13 protein-coding genes are annotated in these 12,749 nt (G+C 71.2%); all 13 read left to right on the top strand.

The genetic code is table 11. The features are described 5' to 3' along the window. The first annotated feature begins 593 nt into the window (after window positions 1-593). The 13 genes from ACFWX1_RS41780 to ACFWX1_RS41720 all read left to right on the top strand — a co-directional run bounded on the left by ACFWX1_RS41780 (window position 594) and on the right by ACFWX1_RS41720 (window position 12,538). Window positions 594-1,343 (top strand): phosphoglyceromutase, encoded by a 750-nt coding sequence (locus tag ACFWX1_RS41780; RefSeq protein WP_378395428.1) that lies wholly within the window; start codon window positions 594-596, stop codon window positions 1,341-1,343. 257 nt (window positions 1,344-1,600) lie between these two features. After that, window positions 1,601-1,942: an aldo/keto reductase gene (locus ACFWX1_RS41775; protein WP_378395427.1), complete on the top strand. Its 342-nt coding sequence runs from the start codon at window positions 1,601-1,603 to the stop codon at window positions 1,940-1,942. 34 nt (window positions 1,943-1,976) lie between these two features. Continuing rightward, window positions 1,977-3,212: a sensor histidine kinase gene (locus ACFWX1_RS41770; RefSeq protein ID WP_378395426.1), complete on the top strand. Its 1,236-nt coding sequence runs from the start codon at window positions 1,977-1,979 to the stop codon at window positions 3,210-3,212. Next, complete coding sequence (locus ACFWX1_RS41765; RefSeq protein WP_378323663.1) at window positions 3,209-3,898, top strand: response regulator; 690 nt, start codon at window positions 3,209-3,211, stop codon at window positions 3,896-3,898. Before ACFWX1_RS41770 ends, ACFWX1_RS41765 begins: the two co-directional genes overlap by 4 nt. 82 nt (window positions 3,899-3,980) lie before the next feature. After that, window positions 3,981-4,964 carry a hypothetical protein gene (locus ACFWX1_RS41760; RefSeq protein ID WP_378395425.1) on the top strand — a complete coding sequence of 328 codons (984 nt, stop codon included), beginning with the start codon at window positions 3,981-3,983 and terminating at the stop codon, window positions 4,962-4,964. A 229-nt stretch (window positions 4,965-5,193) separates the two neighbouring features. Beyond that, entirely contained in the window at window positions 5,194-6,726 is a 1,533-nt protein-coding gene (locus tag ACFWX1_RS41755; protein ID WP_378395424.1) for a hypothetical protein, read from the top strand. Between the two features lie 129 nt (window positions 6,727-6,855). Further along, window positions 6,856-7,629, top strand: a complete 774-nt coding sequence (locus ACFWX1_RS41750; RefSeq protein ID WP_378395438.1) for a sugar phosphate isomerase/epimerase family protein — start codon at window positions 6,856-6,858, stop codon at window positions 7,627-7,629. Between the two features lie 230 nt (window positions 7,630-7,859). Continuing rightward, window positions 7,860-8,633: a thioesterase family protein gene (locus tag ACFWX1_RS41745; protein WP_378395437.1), complete on the top strand. Its 774-nt coding sequence runs from the start codon at window positions 7,860-7,862 to the stop codon at window positions 8,631-8,633. A gap of 23 nt (window positions 8,634-8,656) precedes the next feature. After that, a complete protein-coding gene (gene proC, locus ACFWX1_RS41740; protein ID WP_378395423.1) occupies window positions 8,657-9,466 on the top strand; it encodes a pyrroline-5-carboxylate reductase in 810 nt (269 codons plus the stop codon). 202 nt (window positions 9,467-9,668) lie between these two features. Beyond that, on the top strand, window positions 9,669-9,884 hold the full coding sequence (locus tag ACFWX1_RS41735; protein WP_345397694.1) for a helix-turn-helix domain-containing protein: 216 nt from the start codon (window positions 9,669-9,671) through the stop codon (window positions 9,882-9,884). A gap of 142 nt (window positions 9,885-10,026) precedes the next feature. Next, the gene (locus tag ACFWX1_RS41730) at window positions 10,027-10,128 is read left to right on the top strand and encodes a 30S ribosomal protein bS22 (RefSeq protein ID WP_007030867.1); all 102 of its coding nucleotides are present in this window, start codon (window positions 10,027-10,029) and stop codon (window positions 10,126-10,128) included. Window positions 10,129-10,400: 272 nt separating this feature from the next. Continuing rightward, the gene (locus ACFWX1_RS41725) at window positions 10,401-11,450 is read left to right on the top strand and encodes an NAD-dependent epimerase/dehydratase family protein (protein WP_378395422.1); all 1,050 of its coding nucleotides are present in this window, start codon (window positions 10,401-10,403) and stop codon (window positions 11,448-11,450) included. Beyond that, a complete protein-coding gene (locus ACFWX1_RS41720) occupies window positions 11,447-12,538 on the top strand; it encodes a lysophospholipid acyltransferase family protein (RefSeq protein ID WP_378395421.1) in 1,092 nt (363 codons plus the stop codon). The genes ACFWX1_RS41725 and ACFWX1_RS41720 overlap by 4 nt, the downstream gene beginning before the upstream one ends. Window positions 12,539-12,749: the final 211 nt, after the last annotated feature.

The following is a 12,749-nucleotide window of genomic DNA, read 5'->3' as shown; positions in this document are numbered from 1 at the left end:
GCGCCGCCGCCCCCCCCCCCCCCCCCCCGGGCCCGGGGGGGCGGGGGGCCCCCCGCCCCCGGCCCCCCGGGGGGGGGGGGGGGGGGCGGCGCCCCCCCCCCCCCCCCAACGAAACGGGACGCCGGGAGGAAACCGCCAGGTTTCCGAACAGGAGGCAGCGGAACGGCTCGAGGGAGGGGGGAGTCGCGATCTCGAGCCGTCCCGCTGAAGTTCCCGCCTCTGTGGACCCGGTGACGAGGGGGATGCCAACGGGGCCTGGCGGGCCGCGGCTCGGCAGGGGGGAGACGAGCCGCGGTCGTACCCGACTCCGGCCGGGGAGTGCGTGGAATCCGGCCGAGTAGGACGTAGCCAAACCTTTCAGATGTCGACCAGTAATCACAAGACTACTGGTTACTCCGTTGGAGTGAATTTTTCTGCTGGGGATAACGGAGTGGAGTGCATTGCACCCTTTTTCGCTCTTGTTGGCAGTCGGACTTCTGGTCGGGTGAAGGTGTTACCAGCCGGTAACGCACTCTGTGTAGAACACCGTTCAACCTGGCCCGGCTACCCGGCCTCGCGGCGGGCGCGCCGGAGGGTTCTGGCAGGCTGTGGGCATGGCCGAACTTGGGACGCTGGTGCTGCTGCGACACGGGCAGAGCACGTGGAACGCGGAAAACCTGTTCACCGGCTGGGTCGATGTGCCGCTGTCGGAGCAGGGCGAGGGCGAGGCCCGCCAGGGCGGGCTGCTGCTGGCCGGCTCCGGGCTGCTCCCGGACGTCGTGCACACCTCGCTGCTGCGGCGCGCGATCTCGACCGCGAACATCGCGCTCGACGCCGCCGACCGGCACTGGATCCCGGTCAAGCGCGACTGGCGGCTCAACGAGCGGCACTACGGCGCGCTGCAGGGCAAGAACAAGAAGCAGACGCTCGACGAGTTCGGCGAGGAGCAGTTCATGCTCTGGCGCCGCTCGTACGACACCCCGCCGCCGGAGATCGACCCGTCGGACGAGTTCAGCCAGGCAGGCGACCCGCGTTACGCCGACCTCGGCGACGCGGCTCCGCTGACCGAGTGCCTCCAGGACGTCGTGGCCCGGCTGCTGCCGTACTGGGAGTCCGCGATCGTGCCGGACCTGCGGGCGGGCCGCACCGTGCTCGTCGCCGCGCACGGCAACTCGCTGCGCGCGCTGGTGAAGCACCTGGACGGCATCTCCGACGCGGACATCGCGGGCCTGAACATCCCGACCGGCATCCCGCTGCGCTACGACCTCACCGAGGATCTGAAGCCGGTCAAGCCGGGCGGCGAATACCTCGACCCGGACGCCGCCAAGGAGGCCGCGGCCGCCGTCGCCAACCAGGGCCGCTGACCCCGCTTCCCCGGAGGCACCGGGTGGGTATCCCCCGCCCTCTCCGGGGGGCGACCCCAGCAACAATCCTACCGCCGGGGTACGACAACCCCCGGAAAACGAGCCGCTGAGGCCCAAGTTGTCCACAACGGCCGAGTGCCTGTGGACAAGACCTCGAGAAGACTGTGAAGGACTCCTTACCGGCACTGAGTGCCGGTAAGGAGTCCTTCACGGCATCCGGCCCCTGAGCTGCGCGATGGCTCGTCCCGAACGACTCGGTGCGGACGTTGAACGTCGGGAACGGAGCGTTCGCGACATGGGTGCGGCGCCTGTTCGCGCAGCTCCGCGAAACCGTCGCCCGGCACCATCGGGTCACCGCCGCGCAGATCCGGCTGACGTGGACGCTGCACCGGTCACCGAACGTGCTGGCCATCCCCGGAACGGGGGATATCGACCATCTCCAACAGAATGTCGCGGCGGGTGGACTGAAGTTGTCCGAAGAGGACTTCGGTCTATCGAAGGTCTCGGCACGGCGTCCGAAACGTGAACGAGGCCTGACACCAGGGCGAACTTGTCGCCTGGAGGTGTCACGGTGCTCACGACAAGGCGTCCGGGACTAGGCCGGAAGCCCACTTCGATGCTTACGATTCCCCCGTGACCACGCCTGCTTCACTCGCACTGGCCATCGGCGCATTGGTGGTCGGCGTGGTTGTCGGCTTCCTCGCGGCCAAAATCCGCGCCCGGAGGGAGGAAGCCCGGCGCCCCGCCGGCCCCACCGTGGCCGAACTGCTGGCCCGGCTCATCCGCTCCTCGAACAACGGCGTCGTCGTGCTCAACAAGTTCGGCGACATGGTGCTGCACAACCCGCGCGCCTACGAGCTCGGCCTGGTGAAGGTCAACCAGGCCGACCCGCGTGCCCGCAAGGCCGCCGAGCAGGTCGTCGAGACCGACGAGCCGATGGAGATCGACCTTTCGCCGCTGGAAGCCCGTGGCCGCCAGCCCGAGGCGGTGCTCGGCCTGGTCCGCTCGCTGGGCGACGGATTCACCGTGGTCGAGGCCGTCGACCACTCCGAGGCGATCCGGCTCGAAGCGGTCCGCCGCGACTTCGTGGCGAACGTGAGTCACGAGCTCAAGACGCCGGTCGGCGCGATCGCGCTGCTCACCGAGGCCGTGCTCGACGCCGCCGAGGACACCGAGGAGGTCCGCCGCTTCGGCGGCAAGATACTGCGCGAGTCCACGCGCCTCGGCCAGCTCGTCACCGAGCTGATCGCGCTTTCGCGGCTGCAGGGCGCCGAGCGGCTGCCCGATCTGAACGTCGTGGAGGTCGACGCCGTCGTCCGCGAGGCGCTGGGCCGGGCCTCGATCTCCGCCGAATCCGCCGAGATCACCGTGACCACCGACGCGGCCAGCGGCCTGCTCGTCGAGGGCGACCGGACGCTGCTGGTCACCGCGTTGTCGAACCTGCTGGAGAACGCGGTCGCGTACTCCCAGCCCGGCAGCCCGGTGTCGATCAGCAGGCGGCTGCGCGACGGGGTGGTCGAGATCGCCGTCACCGACCGCGGCATCGGCATCGCCGAGGAGGACCAGCAGCGGGTGTTCGAGCGGTTCTACCGCGCGGACAAGGCCCGCTCGCGCGCCACCGGCGGCACCGGCCTCGGCCTGGCGATCGTCAAGCACGTGGCCGCCAACCACGGCGGCTCCGTGGGACTCTGGAGCCGCCCCGGCACCGGGTCCACCTTCACCCTGCGCATCCCGGCGCACGCGGGCGAACCCGCACCCGAACCCGGTCGTGCCGCGGTCCCGGCGGTACGGCAGGAGAAGACCCCCGAGCGGACACCCCGGCTCGTGGCCACAGGGCAGGACAGCCCGGATCATGGAGGAAACCTGTGACGAGGGTTCTCATCGTCGAGGACGAAGAGTCGTTCGCCGACCCGCTCGCCTTCCTGCTCCGCAAGGAGGGCTTCACCGCCGCCGTCGCGGGCACCGGCCAGCAGGCGCTGGAGGAGTTCGACCGCAACGGCGCCGACATCGTGCTGCTCGACCTCATGCTGCCCGGGATGAGCGGGACCGACGTGTGCAAGCAGCTGCGTCAGCGTTCCGCGGTCCCGGTGATCATGGTGACCGCGCGTGACAGCGAGATCGACAAGGTCGTCGGCCTGGAGCTGGGCGCCGACGACTACGTCACCAAGCCCTACTCCGCGCGGGAGCTGATCGCGCGGGTGCGCGCGGTGCTGCGCCGCGGCGGCGAGGGGGACACCGGCGACGCGCTGACCCCGCTGGTGCTCGCGGCCGGACCGGTGCGGATGGACGTCGAACGCCACGTCGTCACCGTGGACGGCGCCGAGGTCTCCTTGCCGCTCAAGGAGTTCGACCTGCTCGAGTACCTGCTGCGCAACGTCGGCCGGGTGCTCACCCGCGGTCAGCTCATCGACCGGGTGTGGGGCGCGGACTACGTCGGCGACACCAAGACGCTCGACGTCCACGTCAAGCGGTTGCGCTCGAAGATCGAGCCGGACCCGGGGTCGCCGAGGCACCTGGTCACGGTGCGCGGGCTGGGTTACAAGTTCGAGTCCTGACGGGCACCGGGACCGCACGAAAAGGCTGTGGTGTTGGTTACGATTTCGTGACCTGGCCGTGCGGCCGGTACGCTGGACCCTCGTGCGCCTAGGGGTACTCGACGTCGGTTCCAACACCGTCCATCTCCTCGTGGTCGACGCCCACCGTGGCGCCCACCCGACCCCCATGCATTCCGAAAAGTCGGTGCTGCGGCTCGCCGAGCAGATCACCCGTTCCGGCGACCTCAGCAGGCAGGGGGCCGACGAACTGGTCGGCGCGGTGGAATCGGCCAAGGCCGCCGCCGCGCGGCTCGGCTGCGAGGAGGTCATGGCCTTCGCCACGTCGGCGGTGCGTGAGGCCAGGAACTCCGCGAAGGTGCTGGCCAGGGTCGCCGAGCAGACCGGGGTCGAGCTCAAGGTCCTCTCCGGCGTCGACGAGGCGAGGCTGACGTTCCTCGCCGTCCGCCGGTGGTTCGGCTGGTCGGCGGGAAACCTGCTGGTCCTCGACATCGGCGGCGGTTCGCTGGAGGTCGCGATGGGCGTCGACGAGGAGCCCCAGCTCGCCGAATCCCTCCCGCTCGGCGCCGGCCGGATCACCAGGACCCGCTTCCAGCACGACCCGCCGAGCCGCTCGGAGCTCGTCGCGACGTCGGCCTGGCTCGAGGACCAGCTCGCCGGGCTCGCCAAGAAGGTCGCCAAATGGGGTGAACCCGACCGGGTCGTCGCGACGTCGAAGACGTTCCGCTCGCTGGCGCGGCTCACCGGAGCCGCCCCCTCGGCGAGCGGTCCCCGCGTCCGCCGTACCCTCACCGACACCGCACTGCGTCAGCTCCTCGCCTTCATTTCGCGGATGCCTTCGGGCGAGCTGGCGCACCTGGAAGGGGTCAGCGGAAGCCGCTCCCACCAGTTGGTGGCGGGGGCGCTGGTGGCGCAGGGCGCCATGCGAGCGCTTTCTCTCGGAGAACTCGAGATCTGCCCATGGGCTCTGCGAGAGGGTGTCATCCTGCGGCGGCTGGACCATTCCAACGGTGCGGACGACACTGGGGCCGGTCTTTCCCGGCGCTTCGGCGCGGGAGAAGACCGGTGACAGCAGCGGACTGGACTTCGCTGACGGAAAACGGGCACGGTGAAGAGGTGACGGAGATGCAGAGGACGGTGTTCAGCGCGCGCGGCGCCGCCGGCGACCCGTCGGGTACTGAGTTGTGCGGGACACCCGCACCCGGTCGGCCGGCACGAGCAGCTTTGCGATTTTCGCTCGCGTCGGCCTCCGCCTCACCCGGTGCCGTAAACCCCGAGCGCGCTTGGGACAGCACGGTATGACGGATCAGACCGGAGGCGACCAGCCGCAGAAGACCGTGGCCGAACTGCTCGCCGAACACGGCGGGCAGGTCGAGAGCTCACGGCGCCGCCGCAGGCGTGCCGCCGAGGACGACGACCTGGCTCCGGAACCCGGCGGACGGCGGAGAGCGAGCGCGGGCGACACCGCTCCGCAGGCCATCATCGACCGGGTCACGGCCGACGGCCCGCCGCCAGGGACCCCACCGGCCCCACCAGCCCCACCGGCCCCGCCCGCGGCACCCGCGTCGCGGCGTCGCCCGGCCGGGGACACCCCGCCCGCGCCGCGGCCGATGCCGCAGGAATCGCAGCCGCTGCCGCGGCCGAACGTGCAGCCGCCCGCGCCTCCCGCCCGGCCCGCCGCGCAGGAGTCCGGCCAGTTCGTCCGGCCGCAGGAGTCGGGTCAGTTCGTCCGCCCGCCCCAGGAGTCGGGTCAGTTCGCCCGGCCGCCGCAGGAATCCGGGCAGTTCGCGCGCCCGCAGGAGTCCGGCCAGATGCCGGTGCCGCCGCGCCGCCCGCCGCGTCCGCCCGCCACCCCGCCGGCGGCCGAAGAGACCCGTGAGCAGGTGCAGCCGGTCCGCCGGCGTCCCGGCCAGGCCCCGCCGCCGCCCACCGGCCCGCTGGCGGCCCGGTTGGACGGCCTCGACGGCGCGCCGGACGCCGACGCCCCGCCCGCGCCGGGCCCGATGGCGAGCGGCACCTTCGCCGCACCCGCACCCGAGAACGCGCCCCGGCGGCCGCGCCGGGCACCCGGGCGGCGGCAGGCCCCCAAGGCCGAGCCGCACACCGAGCAGTTCGCGGCCGTTCCCGACGAGGCCGAGCCCCCCGTGCCCCCGTCGGCCGACGTCCCGCCCGCGGGGCTGGCGGGCTGGCGCAAGCGGCGGCAGAAGGAACAGCTGGAGGACACCGAGGTCGGCGTCATGCCGGTCGTCCCGCCGGTGCCGCCGGCCGAGGCCGAACCCGAGCCGGAGCCGTACCCGGAGGCCGAGGGCTACCCGGCCCACGACGACTACGACGACGGCGGCCCGCCCACCATGGGCCATCCCGCGCCGATGCCGTTCGCGCCCGGCCGCGACGACGCGCCCGACAACCTCGACGAGTACGAGCGCGAGTTCGACGAGCCGTCCTACCCGGACGGCCCCGACTTCGACCGCGACGACTACGGCTACGAGCAGTCCGGCGAGTACGAGGACGAATACGACGAGGACGCCCCAGCCGCCGAGCCCGTCGCCGAAGCCGAGCCCGCCGGATCGCCGGGCAAGCAGTGGCTGGTGCTGGCGGGACAGCTCGCGCTCGGCGTGGTCGGGGGCGCCGGGGTCTGGCTGGGCTTCAACTGGCTGTGGGTCAACCTCGCCCCCGCCGCGCTGATCGGCGCGCTCGTGGTGATCGTCGGGCTGGTCTGGATCGTGCGGAAGATCCGCCGCGCCGAGGACCTGCAGACCACGGTCCTGGCGGTGCTGGTCGGCCTCGTCGTCACGGTGACACCCGCGGCACTACAGCTCGTATCCCGTTAGCCGAGGCAACTCCGGCACCTTCTCGACGTGGCCCGTGCGCGGCGTCACGGTGGCCGGTGCGGAGTGCCCGGTACGGCAGCGGGCAGGATGTGCGGCGTGAGCGAATCCTCGGCGCGTGTCCCCGTCGGACTGTCGACGGCCTCGGTATGGCCGCTCGGCGCCGGTGCCGCGTTCGAGCTGGCCGCGGACCTCGGCTTCGACGGCGTCGAGGTGATGGTGTGGGCCGATCAGGTCAGCCAGGACGTCTCGGCGTTGCGGCGCTGGTCGCGGCGCACCGGCGTGCCCGTGCTGTCGATCCACTCGCCGTCGCTGCTGATCACCCAGCGCGTCTGGTCGCCGGATCCGGAGGTGCGGTTGCGCCGGTCCGTGGACGCCGCGGCCGAGCTGGGGGCCCGCACCGTCGTGGTGCACCCGCCGTTCCGCTGGCAGCGCCGCTACGGCGACGCCTTCCCCGGGCTCGTCCGGGAGCTGGAGGACGCCAGCGGCATCGAGATCGCGGTCGAGAACATGTTCAAGGTGCGGCCGCCGGGTGGTTCGCGCAACGCGCGCGTGTCGGCTTTCCGCCCGTCCATCGATCCGACCGATGTCGGGTTCCGGCACTACACGCTGGACCTCTCGCACACCGCGGCGGCCAGGATGGACGCGCTGGCGCTCGCCGACCGGATGGGCGCCGGGCTCGGGCACGTCCACCTCGCCGACGGCACCGGGGTGCCGAAGGACGAGCATCTGGTGCCGGGACGTGGGAACCAGCCGTGCGCCGAACTGCTGGAGAAGCTCGTCAGCAGTGATTTCGCCGGTCAGATCGTGCTGGAGATCAACACCCGGCACGCGACCGGCGCCGCCCAGCGCGCCCGCGATCTCGCCGAAGCACTGCTGTTCGCGCGGCTGCACCTGGGCCAGTAGCAAGATCATCTTCGCCGGACACGATCACCAGGTACCTGCGTTTCCCCCTTGTGAACACGTAAAGTTCCGACCGTGAACCCGCTGCGCACGCTGCACCCCGCCGCCGGTACGGCCCCGCTTCCCCTGCTCGGCTCAGGGGGCCCGGGTTTCCGGGGGACCGGGACCGGCCGTTCGTGAGCACGACGGACAACGGCGGCGCGTCGCTCGAAGCCGCCTGCGCGATCCGCTCGATGGGGGACGGGACGTTCACCGCGGTCCTGCGCGCGGAATGGTCGATCGGATCCCATCCGCACGGTGGTTTCCTGCTCGCGCTGCTGGCCAGGACCGCGGTCGTCAGCCTGCACGAGCGCGGGGAGCCACCGGCCGAGCCCCTCGCGATCAGCGCCGAGTTCCTGCACGCGCCCGCGCTGGGCCCGGTGCTCCTGCGCACCGACCTGCGCAAGGTCGGCCGCCGCGCGACGGTGGTGGCCATCCGGCTGGAACAGCGCGGCCGCAGCTGCGTCGAGGCGCGGGTGACCACCGGGCGGCTGCCGATGCGGCGCCCGGAATGGTCCGACGTCCCGATGATGCCCGCCGAGCCGCCGCCGGGGTCGCCGTCGATCACCGGGGAGACGTCCGAGGGCGTGTTCGGCCTCGCCAAGGCGTGCGAGGTGCGGGTCGACCCGGCGACCGCGGGCTACCTGGCGGGCCGGGTGGGCGAGCCGCCACGCATGCGGCTGTGGGTGCGGCCGCGTCACGGCCTCGCCGACCCGTATTTCGCGCTGCTCGCCGGGGACGTCAATCCGCCGGTCGTGATCAATCTCGGCCGCGTGGGCTGGGCGCCGACCGTGCAGCTGACCGCGTTGCTGCGCACCCGCCCCGCGCCGGGCTGGCTGCGGGTGATCGTCGAGTCGCGCGCGGTGCACGAGGCCTGGTTCGACTCCGACGCGACGGTGGTGGACTCGCAGGGGCGGCTCGTCTGCCAGGCACGTCAGCTCGCGCTCGCCCCGGCACCGAGCCCCTGACGTCCGTTTGGCACGCTGAACGCATGACTGTGATCGCGGTACTGGGGGCGGGCAAGATCGGGGAGGCCCTGCTTTCGGGGCTGCTGCACGGCGGGCACCGGCCCGAGGACCTGCTCTTCACCGAGCGGTACCCGGCGCGGGCGGCCGAGCTGACCGAGCGCTACCGGGTCCGCGGCGTCGAGGTCGAGGAGGCCGCGAAGCAGGCGGATGTACTCGTCGTCGCCGTCAAACCGCAGGACATCGACCCGGTGCTGGCCGAGCTGGCGCCGCTGCTGGGCCCGGACTCGCTGGTGGTGTCGCTGTGCGCGGGCCTGCCGACCGCGCTGTACGAGGGGCGGCTGGCCGAGGGCGTGCCGGTGGTGCGGGTCATGCCGAACACGCCGATGCTGGTCGGCGAGGCGATGAGCGCCATCTCCGCCGGCAAGTACGCGACCCAGGAGCACCTCGCGCTGGTGAAGGACCTGCTCACGCACGTCGGCCAGGTCGTCGAGGTGCCGGAGGGGCAGCAGGACGCGGTGACCGCGTTGTCAGGCTCTGGACCGGCGTACTTCTTCTATCTGGTCGAAGCCATGATCGACGCGGGGATCCTGCTCGGCCTGCCGCGGACGCTCGCCGGGCAGCTGATCATCCAGTCCGCGGTGGGCGCGGCGAAGATGCTCGCCGAGTCCGACGAGCATCCGGTGCTGCTGCGCGAGGCCGTGACGTCCCCGGCGGGCACGACCATCAACGCCATCCGCGAGCTGGAGAAGCACGGTGTCCGCGCGGCGTTGCTGGCGGCCATCGAAGCCGCTCGTGATCGCTCCGTCGACCTGGGCAAAGCCCACGAAGGCTGAGGTCCGCACGCCATTCAGCCGAATGTGCGACTTCACAGCGTGACAGACGCCCTGGTAGTGCACCACCGCGAGTGCGAGATTGAACCCGGTCTGACGTCGCTTTAGCCCCACCTGTCCCGCTACCCTCGGGGGAGCACGTGCGTGTCGATACCACAGGTGGGGAAGCCTCGTGGCGCGACACGTGTCGAAGGACGCGGTAATCATGTCGCCGAACAAGAAGGAGGAGCTGCCTTCAGTCGGGCAGGTCCAGTTCCTGACGGTCGCCGAAGTGGCCACGCTGATGCGGGTCTCGAAGATGACCGTCTACCGCCTGGTGCATTCCGGGGAGCTGCCCGCGGTGCGGGTGGGCAAGTCGTTCCGGGTGCCGGAGAAGGCGGTGCACGAGTACCTCCAGGGTGCCTACTTCGACGTGGGCTGACCGGTCGCGGGCACGCACCACGTGCCCGCCGACCGGCCCGCGAACCCACACGGGTAACCTGGTAGACCGCTCGTGCCTGTGCGCTCCACGCGGTTGGACGCTGCGCCGGGCAGCGTGACCAACGACGAGGAAAGGAGCGCTCATGGGCTCTGTGATCAAGAAGCGCCGCAAGCGTATGTCCAAGAAGAAGCACCGCAAGCTGCTGCGCCGCACGCGCGTGCAGCGCAGGAAAGCCGGTAAGTGACCCGGTTCTTCCTCCGGTCGTGATGGTGGCCCGTCCAGCTTCTGGACGGGCCACGTCCATTTCCTGGGCCTTCTTCGGCCGCTCCGCCCATTCGAGTGAGGCGCGCGTCGCTTTTCGCACGATCGCGGTTAAGAGCATGTAAGACCTGGTAGGAGTGCCTCTGTTGGGCGGTAACATCGGTGGCGCGTCCGCGCGATGCTTCCAGTGAGTGCAGGTTCGCGCACCTTGGGTGATCATTCCGCCCGTCACCGCCCTACGCCGCAGGGAGTCTCATGCCGTCGAACATCGTGCTCGTCACCGGGGTGGCCGGAGAGCTCGGCGGGAAGCTGCTCGCCCGGCTCGGCAACAATCCCGAGTTCGAGCGGGTGATCGGCGTCGATACCGTGCCGCCGGGCAAGGCGGTGCTGCAGCGGATGGGGAACGCGGAGTTCGTCCGCGCGGACATCCGCAACCCGCTGATCGCGAAGGTCATCAGCACCGCGAAGGTCGACACCGTGGTGCACGCCTCCTGCACGGCGCATCCGGCCGGTCCCGGCCGCCGGACGGCGATCAAGGAAGTCAACGTCATCGGCACCATGCGCCTGCTGGCCGCGTGCCAGCGTTCACCGCGGGTGCGCAAGCTGGTGGTCAAGTCGACCGCAGCCGTTTACGGCGCGGGGGCACGCTCCCAGGCTGTGTTCACCGAGGACTCCGAGCTGATCCCGACGTCGTCGACCGGGTACGCGAAGGACGCCGTGGAGATGGAAGGCTACGTACGGGGCCTGGCCCGGCGCCGCCCCGACATCACCGTGACGCTCTGCCGGTTCGCGAACGTCATCGGTCCCGAGGTCGACACGGTCCTCTCGCGGTACTTCGCGCTGCCTGTGGTGCCGACGGTCTTCGGCTACGACGCGCGGCTTCAGCTGCTGCACGCGTCCGACGCACTGTCGGTGCTGGAGCGGGCGACGCTGGAGGACAAACCCGGCGTGTTCAACGTCGGTTCGGACGGCGTGCTGACGCTGTCGCAGGCGATCCGCCGGGCAGGGCGGGTCGAACTGCCGATGCCGCGCATGGTCGTGCCCTCGGTGGGCAAGGTGCTGCGCGGCGCCCGGGTTGTCGACTTCTCGGCCGACCAGGTCCGGCTGCTCAATTTCGGCAGGGTGGTCGACATCACGAAGCTCAAGAAGGAATTCGGGTACACGCCTCGCTGGAGCACGCGTGAGGCGTTCGACGACTACATCACCGGCCGCGGGCTACGGCCGGTGCTCGACGGCAGCAAGCTCGCCGGGCTCGCCGGCAAGGTGCTCGTCGCCGCCGCGACCGGTCAGGCGGCGCACCGGTGAGCCGGGCAACCGACTTCGAAGGCGAGGCGGACACCGTGAGCGGTGCCGAGGCACAGATCATTCCCCTGCACGGGCCCGGCCGGGAGAAGCAGGCCGCGGGGCCCACGTCCGATCCGGCCGCCGAGGCGGCCGGTGATCTGAGGGAGGCCGACGCGGCGAACCAGGACCAGGCGCGCCGGGAGGCCCCGGTGGTGGCCTTCCCCGGCAGTCCGGTGACACCGAGAACGCCGGAGGAACCCGACGGCGACCTTCTGCCCGCGTCGCTGCTGTCCGCGCTCGGTTTCCTGCGCGACCGGCTGACCGGCGACTACACCGTCGACGAGTTCGGCTTCGACGCGGACCTGACGGACGCGTTGTTCCTGCCGCCACTGCGCGCGCTGTACCAGAAGTGGTTCCGCGTCAGCACTTTCGGCGTCGAGAACCTGCCAGCCGACGGCGGCGCGCTGCTGGTGTGCAACCACTCCGGCACGGTGCCGCTGGACGCGCTGATGACCGCGGTGGCCGTGCACGACGAGACGCCGGACTCGCGGCACCTGCGCTGCCTCGGCGCGGACCTGGTGTTCCGGGTACCGCTGGTCGGCTCGTTCGCCCGCAAGTCCGGGCAGACACTGGCCTGCAACGAGGACGCGGAACGCTTGCTGCGCAAGGGAGAACTCGTCGGCGTCTGGCCCGAGGGCTTCAAGGGCATCGGGAAGCCGTTCTCCGCGCGGTACAAGCTGCAGCGGTTCGGCCGCGGCGGGTTCGTGTCCGCGGCGCTGCGGGCCGGGGTGCCGATCATCCCGGTGTCGGTCGTCGGTGCCGAGGAGATCTACCCGAAGATCGGCGACATCCGGCTGCTGGCCCGGCTGCTGGGCCTGCCGTACTTCCCGGTGACCCCGTTCTTCCCGTTGCTGGGCCCGCTCGGCGCGATCCCGCTGCCGACGAAGTGGAGCATCGAGTTCGGCGAGCCGATCCGGACCGACTCCTACGACGCGGACGCGGTGGACGACCCGATGCTGGTGTTCACGCTGACCGATCAGGTGCGCGAGTCGATCCAGCAGTCGCTGTACCGGCGGCTTTCGCAGCGGAAGAGCGTTTTCCGGGGCTGAGGTCTTCTGGTGGCTGCGCGTCCCGAACGACGCGTTTGAGCTGTGCGTCCCGAACGATGCGTTCGGGGGATACGTGTGTCCTGAACGACGCGTTCGAGAGCTGCGCGTGTCGCGAACGACGCGTTCGAGACGTGGAACAGGCCCCAACCCCCGGTGGGGTAACCCGCCCCGGCCCCACCCCCCCCCAGACAGGGTGGTATAAAAAAAAAGA

The organism is Amycolatopsis sp. NPDC059021 (genome assembly GCF_042739895.1).
GTDB lineage: Bacteria > Actinomycetota > Actinomycetes > Mycobacteriales > Pseudonocardiaceae > Amycolatopsis.
The sequence above is the reverse complement of the archived record's forward strand: the minus strand, read 5'-3'. Positions and strand labels throughout refer to the sequence as shown.

Bases quoted from the DNA above. Each gene is read 5' to 3' on its own strand.
- ACFWX1_RS41745 (WP_378395437.1), top strand. From the start codon at position 7,860: ATGGGGGACGGGACGTTCACCGCGGTCCTGCGCGCGGAATGGTCGATC.
- proC (WP_378395423.1), top strand. From the start codon at position 8,657: ATGACTGTGATCGCGGTACTGGGGGCGGGCAAGATCGGGGAGGCCCTG.
- ACFWX1_RS41755 (WP_378395424.1), top strand. From the start codon at position 5,194: ATGACGGATCAGACCGGAGGCGACCAGCCGCAGAAGACCGTGGCCGAA.
- ACFWX1_RS41735 (WP_345397694.1), top strand. From the start codon at position 9,669: ATGTCGCCGAACAAGAAGGAGGAGCTGCCTTCAGTCGGGCAGGTCCAG.
- ACFWX1_RS41725 (WP_378395422.1), top strand. From the start codon at position 10,401: ATGCCGTCGAACATCGTGCTCGTCACCGGGGTGGCCGGAGAGCTCGGC.
- ACFWX1_RS41780 (WP_378395428.1), top strand. From the start codon at position 594: ATGGCCGAACTTGGGACGCTGGTGCTGCTGCGACACGGGCAGAGCACG.
- ACFWX1_RS41730 (WP_007030867.1), top strand. From the start codon at position 10,027: ATGGGCTCTGTGATCAAGAAGCGCCGCAAGCGTATGTCCAAGAAGAAG.